Below are 15816 nucleotides of genomic sequence, written 5' to 3'. Positions count from 1 at the left end.
GTGTTACGTTGGTGGCACCAACGTTGGTGCCGCCAACGCATTGAAGGAGGTGCGCCATGTCCACCCCACCGATCCTCAATGGCCAGGTCATCGGCCAGGCCCACTACGCCACCCGCGCCCTGCTGGAGCGAGCCCTGGCCCCACTCGGAGTCAGCTTCGGCCAGTCGGTCGCGCTGAACGCCCTCGCCCAGGGCGCGACCGAGCGGACGCGGCTCGTGCAACGGATGACCGGCGCCCTGAAGGTCGACGAGTCGATCGTGCACGAGGCGATCGCCGGCCTCGTCGACGCCGGCCTCGCGCAGGTCGACGACGCGACGGCGCAGGTGTCGCTCACCGAGACGGGCCGCGCCACGCAGGCCCGCATCGGCGCCGCCATCGCGGCCATCACCGCCCGGCTGTACGCGGACATCCCGACCGACGAGATGAGCAGCGCCGCCCGGGTTCTCACCCTGGTCACCCAACGCGCGAACGCCGAACTGGCGGCGGCACCGGCCTGATTGGCCGGCCGGTCAGAAGTAGTCGAGCAACTGCGCCGGGCCGCCCGCGCCCAACAGGTCGAGGGCGGCCGGGTCGGTGCCGGTGGCGTGCCGCAGCAGACCGGCCTGGACGACCGACCGGGCGTGCGCGGCGCCGGTGTAGAGCAGAGCGAACCCGCGTACGTCCAGCCGCAGGTCCGTCTCGCCGCCGACCCGGGACAGCTCGGCGGCCCCGTCGGCGACGGTCAACCGCCAGGCGCCGGTGTTCCAGTCGGCGAGGTCGTCGTCGAGAGTGAAGTCGACGCTTCCTCGGACGTGGGCGGGCCAACCGCGGTCGGTCACCGCCCGTACGACGTCGACCGGACGGTGCATCCACAGGTCCCGGGCGTGCTCACGGACGGACTCCAGCGGCAGATGGGCGCTCAGCGCGTCGCCGTCGAGCAGGGACAGCCGCAGGGTCGGGGCGACACTGGCCCAACTGCCCAGCACACCGACGAGCTCACGGGCGCCGTCGGCGGTGACCGCGAGGGCGTCGCTGAGGGTGAGCACGGAATCGGCGCCGTAACCACGGCCCCGACTCCACAGGGCGTACGCGACGAGGCCGTCGGCGTCCTCGACGAGGGTGAGCCCGTCGTCGGGCAGTTCGCCGGCGGCGAGTCGCCCTCGGAAGGAGTCGTAGAGCGAGCCCTGGCGGGTGAGCATGCCGGTGCGGTGTCGGGCGACGCGTTCGTACAGGGCGTCGACGGCGGCCAGGTCGGCCGGGGTGCCGGCGCGCACGCTGAGGTGCGCGGCGGGCCGCTGTCGGGGTACCGCCACGGTGGGCAGGTCGACGGTGCGCAGTACACCGCCCGCCGCCCAGCCGCAGGCACGGTAGGGCGCGGTGACGGTCGGATACAGCGCGCTGATCGCCGCGCCCCGGTCACGAGCGCCGCGCAGCAGGGCGGTGAGCAGCGCGCGGGCCACTCCCCGGCCGCGGGCCTCGGGAGCGACCGCCACCCCGCCGACGTCGGCGGCGGACACCCGGCGTCCCGACCACCACTGGTCGTGGTGCAGGTCGACGGCCTTGCCGACGAGTCGCCCGGCGTCGTCGAAGGCGCCGTACCGGGTGAGGCCGGGCGTCGCCTCGGTGGCGTGCGCGGGCGGCGTCGGGCTGGAGCCGAAGGCGAAGCGACCCAACTCCCAGGCAGCGGCGAGGTCGTCGGTGGTCAGTTCGCGAACGTGTACAGGGGTAGGCACCGGCACACGATAGTGGCGGGCGTTAGGAAGGGCACCTTTATATACACGAGGCGTTAACAAGGTGCCCTTCCTTTAGTGCGGGATGTTCTTGACGCCGATGCGCTTGCGGAACACCCAGTAGGTCCAGCCCTGGTAGGCCAGCACGATCGGAGTGAAGATCACCGCGACCCAGGTCATGATCTTCAGGGTGTACGGGGTGGAGGCGGCGTTGGTGGCGGTCAGCGTGCCCGCCGCGTCCAGGGTGGAGGGCAGCACGTTCGGGAACAGCGCGGCGAACAGCGTCGCCACCGCCAGGCCGATCGCCACGGCGGTGCCGGTGAACGCCCAACCCTCTCGGCGTACCCGGGCGGCGGCGAGACCACCGAGCAGGGCGAGGGCCGCGCCCACGGCGAGCACCACGGCCGCCGCGCTGGAGCGGATGCTCAGCGTCCAGCCCAGGAACGCCACCGCGAGCACCGCCGCGCCGACGCCGAGGCGCACCGCGAGGGCGCCGGCGCGCTCGCGGATGTCACCGGTGGTCTTCAGGGCGATGAACACCGCGCCGTGGGTCAGGAACAGCGCGAGGGTGGTCGCGCCGCCCAGCAGGGCGTACGGGTTCAGCAGGTCCAGCAGGCCACCGACGTACTCGTGGTCGGCGTCCAGCGGCACGCCCCGCAGGATGTTGGCGAAGGCGACGCCCCACAGGATCGCCGGCAGCAACGAGCCGACGACGATCGCGGCGTCCCAGCGGCGCTTCCAGGATGCCTCGGGACGCTTGTGCCGGTACTCGAAGGCCACCCCGCGGGCGATCAGGGCCAGCAGGATCAGCAGCAGCGGCAGGTAGAAGCCCGAGAACAGGGTGGCGTACCACTCGGGGAACGCGGCGAACATCGCGCCGCCCGCGGTGATCAGCCACACCTCGTTGCCGTCCCAGACCGGGCCGATGGTGTTGATCAGGACGCGGCGCTCGCGGTCGTCGCGACCCAGCACGGGCAGCAGCATGCCGACGCCGAAGTCGAAGCCCTCCAGGATGAAGTAGCCGGTGAACAGCACGGCGACGAGGAGAAACCAGATGGTGGTGAGGTCCACGGCAGGCTCCGGTGCTCAGTAGGCGAAGGCGAGCGGGCGCTCGGCGTCGTCGGTGTCGTCGGTCGGGGGTGTCTCGCTGACGTCCGGCACGCCGGCGCGGGCGTACCGCAGCAGCAGCTTGACCTCGATCACCGCGAGGGTGGCGTAGATCAGCGTGAAGGCGGTGAACGAGGTGAGCACCTCGGTCAGCGAGACGCTGCGGGACACCCCGTTGCGGGTGAGCATCTCGCCGAAGACGATCCACGGCTGACGGCCCATCTCGGTGAAGATCCAGCCGAACGAGTTGGCCACCAGCGGCAGGACGGGCATGGCCAGCCCGGCGCGCAGCAGCCACTTGCTGCTCGGGGTGCGGCCCTTGCGCTGGGTCCAGAGCACCAGCAGCGCGATCGCGGCGGCGGTCATCCCGAACGCGATCATGAAGCGGAAGCTCCAGTAGGTGACCGGGATGACCGGGGTGTAGCTGCCGGCGCCGTACTGGGAGGCGTACTGGGCCTGGAGGTCGTTGATGCCCTGCACGGTGCCGTGCGGGTCACCGGTGCCCAGGTACGAGAGCAGGTACGGGATCTTCAGCGCGAAGACCTCGCGACTGCCGTCGAGGCTGCCGACGGTGAGTACGGAGAACGACGCGGGGCTCTCGGTGGTGTAGAGGCCCTCGGCGGCGGCCATCTTCATCGGCTGCACGTCCGTCATGATCTTGCCCTGGATGTCGCCGGTGAACAGCACGGCGGCCGAGGCGACCAGGACCACCCAGGAGCCGAACTTGGTGGCGAAGCGGTAGGCGCCGGTGTCGGCGGAGTCGCGGTTGCGGATCACGTGCCACAGGCCGACGGCGACGATCAGCGACCCGGCGACCAGGAACGAGCCGGCCAGGGTGTGCGGGAAGGTGATCAGCGCCACCTTGTTGGTCAGCACCGCCGGGAAGTCGGTCAGCTCGGCGCGACCGCTGTCCGGGTTGATCCGGAAGCCGACCGGGTTCTGCATGAACGAGTTCGCGGCGAGGATGAAGTACGCGCTGAGGTTGGTGCCGATCGCGGCGGCCCAGATGCTGGCCAGGTGTGCCCGCTTGGGCAGCCGGTCCCAGCCGAAGATCCACAGGCCGATGAAGGTCGATTCGAGGAAGAACGCGACCAGCGCCTCGATGGCCAGGGGCGCGCCGAAGATGTCGCCGACGAAGCGGGAGTAGTCGCTCCAGTTCATGCCGAACTGGAACTCCTGCACGATGCCGGTGACCACGCCCATGGCAAAGTTGATCAGGAAGAGCTTGCCGTAGAACTTGGTGAGCTTGAGGTAGCGCTCGTTGCCGGTGCGGTGCCACATCGTCTGCAGGATGGCCACCAGCACGGACAGGCCGATGGTCAGCGGTACGAAGAGAAAGTGGTAGACGGTGGTGACACCGAACTGCCACCGGGCGACGTCCAACGCGTCCACCTGAAACCCCCAGCTGCTCGTACTACGAAACGTAGTAAATACTACTCCGTGTCGTAGAGGAATCAGCAGGGCCGGGCGGCCCGAACCGGCCCGGGACCAATGACCCTGATCACCCCGGCCGCTCGACCTCGCGCACAGCGACCAACCCGCCCTCGCGGCCCACTCGCTGCGTGCGACGATGGCGCGCTGATGGAAACCACACACTGGCAGCCGCCGCTGATCTGGCGCGCGGCACAACTGGTCATCCGGGCCATCGTCGGCCTGCTGGCCCGCCTCGAGGTCACCGGCGACGTCCCCGCGCACCTGCGTCGCGGACCGCTGGTGCTGGCCGCCAACCACATCAGCCCGTTCGACCCGCTGGTGATGGCCGCCGCCTGCCAGAGGAGGGGCATCGCCCCCCGGATCATGGCGACCGCCGGCCTGTTCCGCGCCCCGGTGTTCGGCGCCGCCATGCGCCGCGCCGGACACATCCGCGTCGACCGCGGCACCAACGCCGTACACCGGGCGCTCGACGACGCCGCCACCGCCGTCACCGCCGGATCGGTGATCCTCGTCTACCCCGAGGGGCGCATCGGCCTGGACCCCGGCATGTGGCCCGAGCGCGGCAAGACCGGCACCGCCCGGCTCGCCCTGGCCTGCGCCGCCCCGGTCATCCCCGTCGCCCAGTGGGGTGCCCACGAGGTGCTGCCCTACCGGGCGCCCCGGGGAATGCTGCGCGGCATCGCCCGCTCGCTCTGGCGCCGCCCGGTGATCCGGGTGCACTTCGGCGCGCCCATCGACCTGGGCGAGACGACCGCCGCCACCCCGGGAGCGGCCCGCCGGGCCACCGACCGGATCACCGACGCGCTCACCGACACCCTCGCCCCGCTGCGCCCCGACGAGCCGGATCTCCCCCGCCACGTCGACCCCGGCCGCCCGGCCGACACCAGCCGCGTCCACCGCCGTCGCTGACCCGACCGCGGCGTACTAACGCATCAAATCCGCTGCTCCGCCCGTCGAGCCACCCCGGATGCGGGTAAAAGTTCGCTTCGCGCCCGATGTGACGCAGGACACTCTCGCTGATCAGTTGGTGCGAGACTCGTACTCCTGCTAAACCGCAGGAGTACGACTACGGGGAGTGTCATGCGAAAAACCAGCATTGCCGTCTTAGGAGTAGCCGTCGTGATGACCACGGCTCTCCCGAGCCCGGCGCAGGCAGCGCCCAGCACCTCGATTGCAAGCCCGAGCGGCCTCGCCGTCACAGCCTGGACCGATCCGGCCCCTCCAGCCCCAATGCCCGAGGCGGCGGCGAAACTTCTGCACGAGGCACAGGAACTCGTGCAGAGGAACGCTGCGGATTTTGCCTACCCCTGGTACGACCGCGTGACCGGCACCGTACGGCTGGACAGCACGACCGGTAGGGGGGAGAACCTCCTCGCGCAATTCCGGGACGGCCACCTGCGGGTAGCGACCCCCGTGCAGGGCCTACGAGTCACACGCAGCATCGCGCAACTCGAGAAGGTCAAGGACGAAGCGATCGACCCGGGCGCCGGCGTACCCGACCGGGACGCGATCTTCATGACCGAGCCGGACGCCGAGACCAACCGGATCAACGTGTACGTCAGCCGGCTCTCCGAGCCCCTGCTGCAGGCCCTAGCTGCGAGGTTCGGAACCGACGCCATCGCGATCCGGTACATGGCGGAGACGACCTCGACCGGCGACGGCCGTAACAACGACACCTCGCCGTTCTACGGTGGCGCGAAGACCAGCACGCCCAACGTCTGCACCACCGGATTCTCCTGGCGTAACGGCTCGGCCAACATGATGCTCACCGCAGGGCACTGCGCGCCCGGTGGCGGTGACCTGTCAACGCCCTCTAGCGTCATCGGCTACGTCACGCCGAACTCGTCGGAGAACTGGAACAACGGCACCGGGTCCGTCTACCTGTCCGGCCAGTCGACCTACCGGGGCGACGTCGCCCTCTCCAGCGTCGTCTCCGGCAAGGCGACATCGCCCTACATCTACCGGGGTGGTCCAGGATCGAGCAGCGGGGCCGCCGTCGGCGAGATGTGGAGCCGTGCTCCGGTCAGCGGCGACAAGTACTGCGTCGGCGGCCACGTCACCGGTGAGAAGTGCAACTGGACCGTCTACTCCACCGGGATCAACTTCAAGCACAGCGACGGCGAGACCGCTCGCAACGTGGTGCGCAGCTTCTATCGCAACGATGGGGTGTGCACGGTCGGCGGTGACTCTGGCGGGCCTGTCTACACGGTCCGCTCAGACGGTAAGGTCGCGGCCAAGGGAATTCATCACGGTCATTCATCCAACAGCGTGAGCGGGTGCATGCAGGTGTTCACTGACATCTGGCAGGCCTACTACGGCCTCCCGGGAAGCCTGGCGACAGCATGAGAAAGCCGATCAAGAGGGCTGTGCTCGCGGTCGCCGTGGCCGCGGCCCTCTTGATCGGCGTGTCTGTCGCCGTCGCCGCAGTCCGCCGCTCGCAGGAGATCGACCTCAGCGTCAATTCCTACCGGGTCAGCGACGGTGGTCGACTGCTCGACGCGCAGGTTGACGTGCACCCCGACTTCGACATCGTCCGCGCCGAGGCGGATGAGACGGATGACCGGGTCTTGTTGCGCGTCTCCGCCCGTCAGCCCGCCCTCTGGTGGTCCGGTGCCGATGTGGCACAGGAGCGGACTGTCCGGGTGATGCTCAGCCGGCCTCTCAATGGCAGGACGGTGGTCGACGCCCACACCGGCGCCGTCCTGACCAATCAATAACCACGGTGCGGCCCGCCGGGCCACAGATCGGATCACCGACACCTCGCCCCGCTGCGCCCCGACGAACCCGACCGGCCCCGACACGTCGACCCCAGCCGCGCCCACCGCCGGTCGCGCCGAAGTGACTGCGGCCGGCGGGTCGGTGATCGACTCGGTTTCTGGAAACCGGGCATTCCCGCGCCCCGGACACCCAGCCTCGCAGGAAACCGAGTCGATCGCCTTCGGACACCGGCCCGGCCGTAACATGCAGTGACGTTAAGCGCGGGTTGGCGCTCTGGCACGAGGTAGGGGTTCATGAGCGAGCAGACGGTGCTGATCACCGGCACGTCCACCGGCATCGGGCTGGAGATCGCGCTGGGCTGCGCCGGCGCCGGCTGGCGCACGGTGGCCACCATGCGCGACGTCGGCCGCTCCGACCGACTGCGCGCCGCCGCCGACGCCGCCGGGGTCGCCGACCTGATCGACGTACGCCCCCTCGACGTCACCGACCCCGACTCGGTGACCGCGGTTGTCGAGGAAGTCGTCGCCACGTACGGCCGGCTCGACGCCGTGGTCAACAACGCCGGCGCCGGGCACGTGGGCACCCTGGAACAGGACAGCATCGACGACGTACGGGCCGTCATGGAGGTCAACTTCTTCGGCGTCCTGCACGTCAGCCGGGCCGCCCTGCCGCACCTGCGAGCCCGCCGGGGCCGCCTCGTCACCGTCTCCAGCGTCGGCGGGATCGTCGGGCAGCCGTTCAACGAGGCGTACTGCGCCGCGAAGTTCGCCGTCGAGGGGTACATGGAAGCCCTCGCCCCGCTCGCCGCCACCACCGGCGTACGGGTCACCGTCGTCGAGCCGGGCGCGGTGGCCAGCGAGTTCGTCGCCAACATCGGCATCGATCCGGACGCCGCCAGCGCCGCCGCCGGGGTGTACGGGCCGGCGCTGCGCGCGTACCTCGCCCGCACCGGGCAGGCGTTCGCCGCCGCGCAGTCCCCCGCCGACGCCGCGGCGGTGGTGGTCGCCGCCCTGACCGACCCGACGCCGCCGGTGCGGGTGCAGACCTCCGACGGCGCCCGGCAGTTCGTCGGCGTCAAGCTCGCCGACCTCGACGGCTCGGCCGTGGCGCGGATGACCGGCGGCTGGCTGGCCTGACCGACGGCACGAGCATGATCTTCGCCGGCAGGCCACCCGTGGTCCACCGGCGGCAGGCATACTGCGTCGCGTGCTGACCCGATTCGGCTACCTCGACGCGCCCGCGCCGCTGGCGTTCGCCCACCGTGGCGGCGCCGCCGACGGCGACGAGAACACCACCGAGGCGTTCGCCCGGGCCATCGGGCTCGGTTACCGGTACGTCGAGACCGACGTGCACGCCACCGCCGACGGCGTCGCCGTGATCTTCCACGACCCGACCCTCGCCCGGGTCACCGGCGAACCCGGCCGCATCGCCGACCTGCGCTGGGCCGACCTCGCCTCGGTACGCGTCGGCGGCGCTGCCGTCGTACCCCGGCTCGACGAGGTGTTGGGCGCCTGGCCGCAGGTCCGCTTCAACATCGACGTGAAGGCCGACGGCGGCGTCGCGCCGACGGTGGCCACCGTGACCCGGGCCGGCGCGACCGACCGGGTGCTGCTCGCCTCGTTCAGCGACGCTCGGCTGACCCGGCTGCGGGCACTGACGCAGGGGCGGGTCGCCACCAGTCTGGGCATGCGGGGGGTGGCCCGGCTGCGGCTCGCCTCGCTGCACGGCCGTCCACTGCGGCTGCCCCCCTCGGTGGTCGCCGCGCAGGTGCCGCCGCGCTACGGCCGGGTGCCGGTCGTCGACCGCCGGTTCGTCGACTACTGCCACCGCCTGGGCCTGCAGGTGCACGTGTGGACGATCGACGAACCCGGCCAGATGCACGACTTACTTGATCGTGGTGTGGATGGCATCATGACCGATCACGTCGGCGTGCTGCGCGACGTCTACCGCAGCCGCGGCCACTGGGCCGCCTGACCGTCGAAGGACCCCGATGGCCGAGACCGTGACCCCCACGGTGGACCCCACCCCGCCCCCGGCGAGCACCCGCCGTGAGCGCAGCGGCTGGTACCTCTACGACTGGGCCAACTCGGCCTTCCAGACCACCGTCATCACGGTGTTCCTCGGCCCGTTCCTGACCACCGTCACCGAGCTGGCCGCCGGCTGCGAGCTGGGCGCGGACAGCTGCGACGGGTACGTGCACCCGCTGGGTATCCGCGTCGCGGCCGGGTCCTTCTACCCGTACCTGATCTCGCTGTCGGTGTTCCTCACCGTGTTCGTCCTGCCGGTGATCGGGGCGATCGCCGACCGGTCGGCACACAAGAAGCGGCTCCTCGGCGGCGCCGCGTTCACCGGTGCCGCCGCGACCATCGCGATGGCCTTCGTCACCGGCGACCGCTACCTGCTCGGCGGGGCGCTGTTCCTGGTCGCCAACATCTCCTTCGGCGCGGCCATCGTGGTGTACAACTCGTTCCTGCCGCAGCTCGGCGGCCCCGACGAACGCGACGGCATCTCCAGCCGCGGCTGGGCGCTTGGCTACCTCGGCGGCGGCCTGCTGCTGGCGCTCAACCTGGTCGCGGTCACCCTGTTCAGCGAGGACGACAACCCGCAGCGCACCCTGGACCTGGCCCGCTGGTCGATCGTGTCCGCCGGGGTGTGGTGGGCGGCGTTCACCCTGGTGCCGCTGCGCTGGCTGCGCGAACGCCCCACCCCGGCGGCCCTGGTGGCCGGCGGCAACGTGCTCACCGACGGGTTCCGGCAGCTCGGACGCACCCTGCGCGAGGTCAAGGCGTACCCGCTGACGCTGTTCTTCCTGCTCGCCTTCCTGGTCTACAACGACGGCATCCAGACCGCCATCACCCTGGCCAGCCAGTACGGCACCGAGGAGCTGCGGCTGGAGCAGAGCACCCTGATCGTCACCATCCTGCTGGTGCAGTTCCTGGCCTTCGGCGGCGCGCTGAGTCTCGGCGCGCTGGCCCGGCGCATCGGCGCCTGGAAGACGGTGCTGCTCAGCCTGGTGCTCTGGACCGGTGTGATCATCGCCGCGTTCCGGCTGCCCGCCGAGGCGCCGGCGCCGTTCATGGTGCTCGGCGCGGCCATCGGTCTGGTCCTCGGCGGCAGCCAGGCACTGAGCCGGTCACTGTTCAGCCAGCTCATCCCGGCCGGTAAGGAGGGCGAGTACTACGGCTTCTACGAGATCAGCGACAAGGGCACCAGCTGGCTCGGCCCGCTCGCCTTCGGCCTGGTGTTCCAGCTCACCGCCTCCTATCGCCTGGGCCTGGTGTCCATGCTGATCTTCTTCGTGGTCGGATTCCTGCTCCTCGCGGCCGTGCCGATTCGCCGCGCCATCGTCGCCGCCGGGAACACCCCACCCCGGGTGCTCTGACCACGTATGCGGCGTCCGTCCGATCCGAGGCCGTCAATGGGCTAGGCTGCCCGACCGTGACCGACGACGCCTCCACCGCCCCGACCTGCCTGGCTCACCCGCTCGCCGGCCCGCACCACGGCGCGGCCGGGTGCGCGGCGGCGCGCGGGCTCGACGGGCGTCCCCTGCACGCCGCGGCGTTGAAGTTCTTCTGGGGGCCGATGGACTGCGGCAAGTCCACGATGGCGCTGCAGATGAACTACAACCACGCCCGGCAGGGCCGCCGCGGGCTGGTCACCACCCGCATCGACCGGTCGCTGGGCCCGCAGGTCACCACCCGCATCGGCCTGGCCCACGAGGCGATCGAGGTCACCGACGACCTGGACCTGCGGGCCCTGGTCCGGGGCCGGTGGGCCGACGGGGAACGCGTCGACTACCTGATCTGCGACGAGGCGTGCTTCTACACCGTCGAGCACGTCGAGCAGATGGCCGAACTGGTCGACAGCTACGACGTGGACGTGTTCGCGTTCGGCCTGGCCACCGACTTCCGGTCCTGCCTGTTCCCCGCCGCGCAGCGACTGCTCGAACTGGCCGACGAGGTCGCCCGCATCCAGGTCGAGGTGCTCTGCTGGTGCGGTCGCGAAGGGCTGCTCAACGCCCGGGTGGTCGACGGTCGGGTGGTCCGCGAGGGCGCGCAGGTCGTCATCGGCGACACCGTGGACACCGCCGAGGTCCGCTACCAGGTGCTGTGCCGGCGGCACTACCGCAGCGGAGACCTCGGCCCCCGCGACTGACCGCACCGGTCCGGCTGGCCGCTGTCCACCCGCCGCACCGCGAACCGATCGGCCATGATCACGGCGACGGTCACCAGCGCCGCCACGGCCGCACACACCGCGACGGGCGCCGCCAGCGCCACGCAGATCGGCACCAGCACCAGCAGCAGCACCGCGGCGGCGATCCGGCCGATCGGACGGGCCTGCCACAGCACCGCCATGAAGGCGGCGTGCCCGGCGAGGAACAACGCCGGACCGCCGAGGGTGAACAGCGCGGTGACCGTGCTGGACGGGGCGCCCGGCTCGCGCAGCAGCCGCTCGTCCCCCGCCGCGGTGACGATGATCCCGGCGACCATCACCGGGTGCAGATAGTTGAACGCCACCCGGCTGAGCCCGCCGGTGCGCTCACCGGCCTGCGCGATGACCTCCCGGGCGACCGGCGCGGCGCGGGCGAAGTACACCCACCACAGCGCCACCGAACCGGCGAAGGCCAGCAGGAACGCCCCGGACGTCGCCTGGTCGAGCCGCTGCGCGAGGGTGCTCCCGGTGAGCAGGATCGACTCACCCAGGGCGATCAGGATGAACGCCTGGCACCGCTGGGCCAGGTGCCCACCCTCCACCAACCACCGCTCGGGGCGGCTGCGACCCAGACCGGGCACCGGGTACCCGGTCGACAGACCGATCACCTCGATCACGATCGCCGTCGCCCACACGACCTCCCGGACACCCGGGCCGGCCAGCCCGCCGAGCACGACGAGCACCGACACGCCGACGAACCACGGCAGCGTCTTTCGAAAACCGTCGCTGAGCAGGGGGTGCCCCCGGGTCGCCCACAACGCGAACACGGTGCGGCCCAGTTGCAGAGCCGCGTAGACCACGGCGAAGACCAGGCCGGAGCCGGCGAACGCCGCCGGGATCGCCGCCGACAGCAGCAGACTGCCCAGCATCTGCGCGATCAGCAGCGCCCGTACCGGCGCCTGGTCCGGTTGCAGCCAGTTGGTCAACCAGGCGGTGTAGACCCAGACGAACCAGACCATCGCCAGCAGCAGCACGGTCCGTCCCGCGCCGCGCCAGTCCGGGTGCGCCAGCAGGTAGTGCGACAACTGGGTGACGGTGAAGATGAAGACCAGGTCGAAGAAGAGCTCGGTCGAGACGGTCGGCTCCACCCCACGACGATCGCGTAGCAGCCAGGGGCGTACCGCCGACTCAGAAGGGGTCACCGCACACCCGCCAGTCCCCGTCCTCCCGGACCACCGGCAGCTGACGTTCCTCACTGATTCCACCCGAGCGGGTCAGCCGCACGGTCACCGTGCCGTGCGGACGCCCGCTGCGGGTGGCCACCGACACGTCGGTGATCTCGTAGTCGGTGACCATCGGCGGGGTACGCACCCAACTGTTGAACCCGATCGGACTCCACCGGGTGCGCGCGTCGCTGCACAGCCGGTCGTACGCGCCGGTGGTGTCGCCGACGCTCACCTCGCGGAGGAACCCGTCGGCGGTCTCCCGGATCGGGCCGGCGGCCTGGCGTACGGTCTGCAGGTTCCAGGCGCCCAGCCCGGCCACCCCGACGCAGCACAGCGCCACGCCGAACCCGGCGAACGCCAGCCCGGTACGCATCGGGCGGCGTCGCCGGGCCGGCCGGCTCCACGACTGCCCGACACCCACGACTACCGACCGTAGAGAACGCGGTCGCGGTGGAGCACGACAAGCCGGAAACTGGGTCCACCCGGAGCGCGGGTGTGCCCTGTTCGGACCGGCCACGAATCGTCTACCGTCGGCGCACACCCCCGAGCAGTGCCAGGAGTCGATCGATGAGCCGCTTCGTGCAGCCGGTACCACCCCCTGCCGACCCGTACGCCGGTGATGCCCTGCTGCGGTCCTGGCTGGAGCGTCATCTCGGCCCCGCCGGGCACGCGGCGGCGAAGGGCCGCCTGGCGGACCTGGCCGCCGACGTGACCGGGCCGCTGCGCGCGGCGCACGCCGACGCGGAGGCGCATCCGCCGACACTCATCCGGTACGACCCGTGGGGTGCCCGGGTGGACCGGATCGACACCTCCGCCGGCTGGCAGGCGCAGCGCGCCGCAGCCGCCCGACACGCGGTGGTCGCGCTGCCCTACCTGCCCGACGCGCGTGGCACCTGGGGCGCCGCCGTGCGGGTCGTGCAGCACGCCCTGCTGCACCTGTACGGCCCGGAGTCGGCCACGTTCTCCTGCCCGGTGGCGATGGCCGACGGGGCGGCGGCGCTGCTCAGCCTGCCCGATGTCGACGCCGGGGTGCGTGACGCGTGGCTGCCTCGGCTGATCTCCACCGACCCGGCCACGGCGATCACCAGCGGGCAGTGGATGACCGAGTCGCAGGGCGGCTCCGACCTGGGCCGTTCCAGCACCATCGGTCGACCGGCGGCGGACGGTTCCTGGCGGCTGACCGGGGAGAAGTGGTTCTGCTCCGCCGCCGACGCGGCGATGGCGGTGGCGCTGGCCCGTCCGGAGGGCGCCGGCCGCGGCAGTCGGATGCTCGCCCCCTTCCTGGTGCCCCGGTACGCGGTCGACTCGCCGCTGGCCGACGGGCTGGCCGCGGACGCGCCCGCGCCGGGCGTCACCGTGCACCGGCTCAAGGACAAGCTGGGCACCCGGGCGCTGCCCACCGCCGAGATCGGGCTGCGCGACGCGTACGCCGTGCCGCTGGGCGACCCGGCGGTGCCCGGTGGCCTGGTCCGGGCGATGACCCTGGTCGTGGTGACCCGGGTGCACAACGCCGCGGCGGCGGCCGGTGGGATGCGACGCGGGCTCGCCTACGCGCGGGCGTACGCCGACGCGCGGCACGTCGCCGGCGGCGCGCTGGCGTCCTCACCCCTGCACCGGGCCACCCTGGGCACCCTCGCGGTCGACGCGGCGGGCGCGTTCGCCCTGGCCGGGCACGCGTTCGCGCTGCTCGGCCGGGTCGAGGTCGGTGCCGACCCGCAGGCCGCGGCGGAGCTGCGCATCGTGGCACCACTGGCGAAGCTGGCCACCGGCCGGCTCGCCGTCAGCTCTGCCAGCGAGTACGTGGAGAGCTTCGGCGGTGCCGGCTACGTGGAGGACACCGGTGTGCCCCGGCTGCTGCGCGACGCGCAGGTGCTGCCGATCTGGGAGGGCACCACCAACGTGCTGGCCCTGGACGTGCTGCGCGCGCTGACCCGGGAGGACGCCGGCACGCCGCTGCTGAGTCGGCTCGCCGCCGCCGTCGACCTGGCCCGGCCGCTGTCCCCGGGGCTGGCCGACACCCTGGCCACGGCCACCGCGCAACTGGGCGACACCATCGCCGCGGTGACCGCCGACCCGAGCGCCGAAGCGGTGCTCGCCGGTGCCCGCGGCCTGGCCCTGCGCCTGGCGTACGCGCTGACCACCGCGCTGCTCGTCGAGCACGCCGCGTGGGGCGACGAACAGGCCGAGCTGGCCGCCCGGCTGTGGGCCCGGCGGTGGCTGCGGCACGAGGAGATCGCCGAGGACGCCCACCATCACCTGGACCTGCTCGGCTGACCGGCCGAGCCGAGTTGACGGCCGATGGACGTCCTGATCGACCTGGGCGAGGTCCGCGACACGCAGCGACCGGACCGCCCCCGCCCGCCGCCCTCGAAGGGATGGCGGATCACCCTGCTGGTGCTGGTGTGCGCCCTGCTGGGCGGTGCCGCCGCGCCGGCCCGACTGCCGGGCCTGGTCGGGCCGGCGCTACCGGGTCGCGCCGCGCTGCTCAGCGCCGGTGCGCTGCTGGTGGTCGCCGACCCGGGCACGGACCCGCCCACCCTGACCGCCTACGAGGCGACCGCGCCACGGCGTCCGCCACGCTGGCGGGTCACCGTGCCACCGGCCGCCGGCTGGTCCGCGCAGGCCGCCGGCGACCTGCTGCTGGTCACTGAACGCGATCAGGTACGGCGGGTGGTGGCGACCACCGCCCGCCTGGCCAGCACCGGGCAGGCGCTGTGGCGTCGGCCCGGCCGGGTGTACGCGGCCGGCGACACCGTTGTCGCGGTCACCGAGGTCCGTAGTGTCAGCGAGCCGGGGCGGCGGATCGAGGGCGCCGTGCACGGCGTCGACCCGGCCACGGGTGCGACCCGCTGGTCGGTGCCGGTGCCGTCCACGGCGGTGCTGGAGGTGCCGCCCGGGTCGTCCGGCTGGGTTCTGCTGGTGCAGGACGACGGGCTGACCCGGCTGCTCGACGCCCACGACGGCACGCTCCGCGGGCAGGGCCGGCTCCCTGCGGCCAACTACGGCCCGGAGAATCCGCAGGTCATCGGTGGGCACCTGGTGCTGCGGCACCCGGGCGCGGCCGGCGTGGTGCTGACCGGGTACGACCTGCCGGGGTTGGCGCCGCGCTGGCAGGTGCCGGTCGACCCGGGTGAGCTGGCCCTGCGGCCCTGTCAGGACCTGATCTGCGGCCAGGACGAGCGGAGCCGCTGGGCCTTGGCCGCGGACACCGGTGCCCGGGTGTGGACGTGGCCAGCGGGAACGGGCTGGCGCACGTTGCCGGGTGGACGGCCGGGCGACGGGACGCTGGTGCTGCTGCGACCCGCGGCCGACGGTCGGCGTCAGCTGATCGCGACGCTGGGCCGCGACGGTCCCCGCGTACGCGCGGTGCTGCCGCCCGAGGCGACGGACTGCCGGGTACGCGATGTCGGCCTGGTGTGCCGCAGCGACACCGACCGGGCGACGGTGTGGCCACTGGGGCGATGAGTCGC

General features: G+C 72.2%; 15 protein-coding genes and 1 pseudogene. 11 read left to right on the top strand and 5 right to left on the bottom strand.

The genetic code is table 11. The features are described from left to right. Positions 1 to 56 precede the first annotated feature (56 nt). Positions 57 to 497, top strand: coding sequence for a hypothetical protein (locus tag ACFQGL_RS23140; RefSeq protein WP_377514447.1), 441 nt, complete (start codon positions 57 to 59; stop codon positions 495 to 497). Positions 498 to 509: 12 nt separating this feature from the next. Here the strand turns inward: ACFQGL_RS23140 and ACFQGL_RS23135 are convergent, their stop codons facing one another. The 3 genes from ACFQGL_RS23135 to ACFQGL_RS23125 all read right to left on the bottom strand — a co-directional run bounded on the left by ACFQGL_RS23135 (position 510) and on the right by ACFQGL_RS23125 (position 4208). Then, positions 510 to 1712, bottom strand: a complete 1203-nt coding sequence (locus tag ACFQGL_RS23135) for a GNAT family N-acetyltransferase (RefSeq protein WP_377514446.1) — start codon at positions 1710 to 1712, stop codon at positions 510 to 512. A 72-nt stretch (positions 1713 to 1784) separates the two neighbouring features. After that, the gene (gene cydB / locus ACFQGL_RS23130) at positions 1785 to 2780 is read right to left on the bottom strand and encodes a cytochrome d ubiquinol oxidase subunit II (protein WP_377514444.1); all 996 of its coding nucleotides are present in this window, start codon (positions 2778 to 2780) and stop codon (positions 1785 to 1787) included. A gap of 15 nt (positions 2781 to 2795) precedes the next feature. Beyond that, entirely contained in the window at positions 2796 to 4208 is a 1413-nt protein-coding gene (locus ACFQGL_RS23125; RefSeq protein ID WP_377514443.1) for a cytochrome ubiquinol oxidase subunit I, read from the bottom strand. Between the two features lie 189 nt (positions 4209 to 4397). Here ACFQGL_RS23125 and ACFQGL_RS23120 point away from each other — a divergent pair, with 189 nt between their 5' ends. The 8 genes and pseudogenes from ACFQGL_RS23120 to ACFQGL_RS23085 all read left to right on the top strand — a co-directional run bounded on the left by ACFQGL_RS23120 (position 4398) and on the right by ACFQGL_RS23085 (position 11123). Further along, on the top strand, positions 4398 to 5159 hold the full coding sequence (locus tag ACFQGL_RS23120; protein ID WP_377514442.1) for a lysophospholipid acyltransferase family protein: 762 nt from the start codon (positions 4398 to 4400) through the stop codon (positions 5157 to 5159). Positions 5160 to 5570: 411 nt separating this feature from the next. Then, positions 5571 to 6596 (top strand): chymotrypsin family serine protease, encoded by a 1026-nt coding sequence (locus ACFQGL_RS23115; protein WP_377514441.1) that lies wholly within the window; start codon positions 5571 to 5573, stop codon positions 6594 to 6596. Continuing rightward, a complete protein-coding gene (locus tag ACFQGL_RS23110; RefSeq protein ID WP_377514439.1) occupies positions 6593 to 6967 on the top strand; it encodes a hypothetical protein in 375 nt (124 codons plus the stop codon). Before ACFQGL_RS23115 ends, ACFQGL_RS23110 begins: the two co-directional genes overlap by 4 nt. A gap of 4 nt (positions 6968 to 6971) precedes the next feature. Beyond that, positions 6972 to 7078, top strand: a pseudogene (locus tag ACFQGL_RS23105) (1-acyl-sn-glycerol-3-phosphate acyltransferase); the annotation flags it as partial. Between the two features lie 183 nt (positions 7079 to 7261). Then, on the top strand, positions 7262 to 8104 hold the full coding sequence (locus ACFQGL_RS23100) for an SDR family NAD(P)-dependent oxidoreductase (RefSeq protein WP_377514438.1): 843 nt from the start codon (positions 7262 to 7264) through the stop codon (positions 8102 to 8104). A gap of 70 nt (positions 8105 to 8174) precedes the next feature. After that, entirely contained in the window at positions 8175 to 8942 is a 768-nt protein-coding gene (locus ACFQGL_RS23095) for a glycerophosphodiester phosphodiesterase (RefSeq protein WP_377514437.1), read from the top strand. 16 nt (positions 8943 to 8958) lie between these two features. Further along, positions 8959 to 10350, top strand: coding sequence for an MFS transporter (locus tag ACFQGL_RS23090; RefSeq protein ID WP_377514436.1), 1392 nt, complete (start codon positions 8959 to 8961; stop codon positions 10348 to 10350). Positions 10351 to 10406: 56 nt separating this feature from the next. Further along, the gene (locus tag ACFQGL_RS23085) at positions 10407 to 11123 is read left to right on the top strand and encodes a thymidine kinase (RefSeq protein WP_377514435.1); all 717 of its coding nucleotides are present in this window, start codon (positions 10407 to 10409) and stop codon (positions 11121 to 11123) included. Here ACFQGL_RS23085 and ACFQGL_RS23080 read toward each other — a convergent pair. Then, positions 11090 to 12322 carry a low temperature requirement protein A gene (locus ACFQGL_RS23080; protein WP_377514434.1) on the bottom strand — a complete coding sequence of 411 codons (1233 nt, stop codon included), beginning with the start codon at positions 12320 to 12322 and terminating at the stop codon, positions 11090 to 11092. The genes ACFQGL_RS23085 and ACFQGL_RS23080 overlap by 34 nt on opposite strands. Next, complete coding sequence (locus ACFQGL_RS23075; RefSeq protein WP_377514433.1) at positions 12309 to 12767, bottom strand: Rv0361 family membrane protein; 459 nt, start codon at positions 12765 to 12767, stop codon at positions 12309 to 12311. The genes ACFQGL_RS23080 and ACFQGL_RS23075 overlap by 14 nt, the downstream gene beginning before the upstream one ends. A 146-nt stretch (positions 12768 to 12913) precedes the next feature. Here ACFQGL_RS23075 and ACFQGL_RS23070 point away from each other — a divergent pair, with 146 nt between their 5' ends. Next, on the top strand, positions 12914 to 14620 hold the full coding sequence (locus ACFQGL_RS23070) for an acyl-CoA dehydrogenase family protein (protein WP_377514432.1): 1707 nt from the start codon (positions 12914 to 12916) through the stop codon (positions 14618 to 14620). Positions 14621 to 14644: 24 nt separating this feature from the next. Further along, positions 14645 to 15811 carry an outer membrane protein assembly factor BamB family protein gene (locus ACFQGL_RS23065; protein WP_377514431.1) on the top strand — a complete coding sequence of 389 codons (1167 nt, stop codon included), beginning with the start codon at positions 14645 to 14647 and terminating at the stop codon, positions 15809 to 15811. Positions 15812 to 15816: the final 5 nt, after the last annotated feature.

This window comes from Micromonospora vulcania, assembly GCF_042658605.1.
Classification (GTDB): domain Bacteria; phylum Actinomycetota; class Actinomycetes; order Mycobacteriales; family Micromonosporaceae; genus Micromonospora; species Micromonospora vulcania.
The sequence above is the reverse complement of the archived record's forward strand: the minus strand, read 5'-3'. Positions and strand labels throughout refer to the sequence as shown.

Bases quoted from the DNA above. Each gene is read 5' to 3' on its own strand.
- ACFQGL_RS23140 (WP_377514447.1), top strand. From the start codon at position 57: ATGTCCACCCCACCGATCCTCAATGGCCAGGTCATCGGCCAGGCCCAC.
- ACFQGL_RS23120 (WP_377514442.1), top strand. From the start codon at position 4,398: ATGGAAACCACACACTGGCAGCCGCCGCTGATCTGGCGCGCGGCACAA.
- ACFQGL_RS23110 (WP_377514439.1), top strand. From the start codon at position 6,593: ATGAGAAAGCCGATCAAGAGGGCTGTGCTCGCGGTCGCCGTGGCCGCG.
- ACFQGL_RS23100 (WP_377514438.1), top strand. From the start codon at position 7,262: ATGAGCGAGCAGACGGTGCTGATCACCGGCACGTCCACCGGCATCGGG.
- ACFQGL_RS23090 (WP_377514436.1), top strand. From the start codon at position 8,959: ATGGCCGAGACCGTGACCCCCACGGTGGACCCCACCCCGCCCCCGGCG.
- ACFQGL_RS23070 (WP_377514432.1), top strand. From the start codon at position 12,914: ATGAGCCGCTTCGTGCAGCCGGTACCACCCCCTGCCGACCCGTACGCC.
- ACFQGL_RS23065 (WP_377514431.1), top strand. From the start codon at position 14,645: ATGGACGTCCTGATCGACCTGGGCGAGGTCCGCGACACGCAGCGACCG.